The sequence below is a fragment of the uncultured Aquincola sp. genome (genome assembly GCF_964001545.1).
Classification (GTDB): Bacteria; Pseudomonadota; Gammaproteobacteria; order Burkholderiales; family Burkholderiaceae_C; genus Aquincola.
This window is the reverse complement of sequence record NZ_CAXFDV010000490.1, coordinates 1-2,231: the sequence shown is the minus strand read 5'-3', so window position 1 is coordinate 2,231 and position 2,231 is coordinate 1. Positions and strand designations below refer to the sequence as shown.

Below are 2,231 nucleotides of genomic sequence, written 5' to 3'. Positions count from 1 at the left end.
CTGGCCGTGCAGACGGTAGGTGTAGTTGATCTGGTAGGTCTCACCCGCGCGGATGGCCTCGTGCACGCGGCCGATGGCGTTGACGAAGGCTTCGCGGTCGACGCTGGCCTGCAGGCCAGCCACGCCGGCCGGGCCGAGCGCTGGCTGGCCTTCACGCTCGGCCAGCCAGGCGTCCACCTCGTCGCGCGAGAGGCGGCGCAGGCGGCGGAACATCAGCACCCGCAGCGCCGAAGTGTCATCAGCCGCCAGCGCCGCATGGCCTGCGCGCAGCAGCTTGGCGCCCCATTCGTAGTCGGCCAGCAGCACCGCGTGCAGGCCGGCGCGCTGGTCGGCTTCCACCTGCGCCCAGGTAGCGTCCAGCGTGGCCGGGTCGGTGCAGCGATGCTCGTGCGCCAGGTCTTCGTACAAGCGGCTGACCGGCCGCTCGGGCGTGGCATCACGGTCGTCCAGCAAGGCGAAGGCGGGCAGGAGGCTCATCACGAAACCTTAGCAGAGCGAAGGGCCGACGGGCCGCCCCGGTCCGCCGCCGGGCCGCTCCCAAGGCGGACCGGCTCCCCCTCGGGGGGACGACGCCGAAGGCGTCGAGGGGGCGCCATGTCAGGCGGACCGGCTCCCCCTTGGGGGGGCGACGCCGCGCAGCGGCGTCTTGGGGGCAGACATCAACTCCAATCGTCCATGTCGTGCTTGATGGTGTGGCGGTTGGCGATCAGCTCCTCGACCGACGGCTCGTTGTTCAGCGCCCGCTTCAAGGCCAGCTTGGTGGCCTCGTAGTTGGTGCGGTACATGTCCTTCTTGTCCAGGTTCGGGTCGGTCGCGCAGCGCGGGTCGATCCACACCAGGCTGATGATGCACAGCTCGTTGGCCAACTCCTTGGGGATGATGCCTTCGATCAGGCAGTCCACCACCGCGTCGGCGGTGGCGCTTTGCACCACGCCGCCGAAGAGGTCGATGTTGGCCATGTCCTTGAGCGTGACCTTGGGCACCAAGATGGTGGCCGGCCGGACCAGCTGGTTGCAGGCGCGGATGGCGAACATGGCCGTGTGGCCCTTGCTCTGCGCCATCATGTTGGCAAAGGCCTGGCCCACCGGGCCGTCGGTGCGGCCGATCAGGATCTCGGGCATCGCGTCGGTGAACTGGCCTTCCTTGGCCAGCACGGTGGCTTCGCCGGCATGAAACAGATAGGGCTGGGTCATCGCAGTCTTTCGGGTACTCGGGTCAAAGGTTCAAGGTTCTACAAGGATCAGCTCGCCCTTGCCGGCGGCCGACAGGTCGCCCAGATGCCGCTGCATGCGCCGCTGCGCCAGCCTGGCAAAGGCGCCGCCGTGGCGCGCCAGGCTGCGCGCCAGCAGCTGCCAGGCCACCGGCACGTCGGCGATCGCACGCACGAAGGTGGGGCCGGGCGTGCAAGGCGGGCCGGCCAGCACCAGGCTGCCCCGGCGCATGCCGTAGCCCGGCTGCGCGCCCACCGCGCCGGCCACGGCGATGGTGCCGGCCACCATGCGCGAGGCCAGCAAGTCGCCCGCGCGGCCATGGATCACGGCCGTGCCGCGGCGCATGCGGTCGCCGAAGCGCTGGCCCGCATCGCCACCCACGATGAAGCTGCCGCCGCGCATGCCGTCCAGGTTGCCGGGCAGGGCCGAAGCGGCCCAGTCGCCCACGCTGCCCTGCACCTGCAGCCGGCCACCGGCCATCTCGCAGGCGGCCAGCAGGCCGGCGTCGCCTTGCACCAGCAGCTCGCCGCCGGTCATGCCGGCGCCCACGTAGTCGCCGGCCGGGCCTTCCACCGTCAGGCTGCCGGCGGCCAGGCCGGTGCCGATGCGGTCGAAGCGGCTGCAGTCGCCCACCAGGCGCAGCGCGGGCGCAGCGTCATCGGTCTCGTGCCGCTGCACGCTGAACCACTCCGCCAGCGGCACCGTGTCGCGGCCATGGCCGAAGCGCAGCTGCTCGATCTGCGCCACGCCCAGCTCGGCCAGCGCCGCCGGCAGCAGGCCACGCAGGTCCACACGCAGCGGCGGCGCCTGGCGCAGGGTGAGGTCGATGCGCACCGCGGTCATGGCAGCAACTTGTGCAGGTGGAAGTGGAAGGGCCCCAGCTTGCCGCCGTAGTTGCCGGCGCCGATGCGCACCAGCCCGCCCGCGCGGCCGATGCCGATGCCGGCCTGGATGCCGGCCTTCATCGCCGCGGCCACGTCGGCTTCGGTCAGGCCGTCGATCACCACCTCCATCACGCAG

At 71.5% G+C, this 2,231-nt stretch carries 2 protein-coding genes and 2 pseudogenes; all 4 read right to left on the bottom strand.

Going from position 1 to position 2,231, the window contains the following annotated elements; translation table 11 throughout:
• Positions 1 to 477, bottom strand: a pseudogene (locus ABNT58_RS16745) (chloride transporter); the annotation flags it as partial.
• Between the two features lie 182 nt (positions 478 to 659).
• A complete protein-coding gene (fae, locus tag ABNT58_RS16740) occupies positions 660 to 1,193 on the bottom strand; it encodes a formaldehyde-activating enzyme (protein WP_348754583.1) in 534 nt (177 codons plus the stop codon).
• Between the two features lie 30 nt (positions 1,194 to 1,223).
• On the bottom strand, positions 1,224 to 2,054 hold the full coding sequence (locus tag ABNT58_RS16735) for a formylmethanofuran dehydrogenase subunit C (protein ID WP_348754582.1): 831 nt from the start codon (positions 2,052 to 2,054) through the stop codon (positions 1,224 to 1,226).
• A pseudogene (locus tag ABNT58_RS16730) lies at positions 2,051 to 2,231 on the bottom strand (formylmethanofuran--tetrahydromethanopterin N-formyltransferase); the annotation flags it as partial. The gene ABNT58_RS16735 and the pseudogene ABNT58_RS16730, both read right to left, overlap by 4 nt.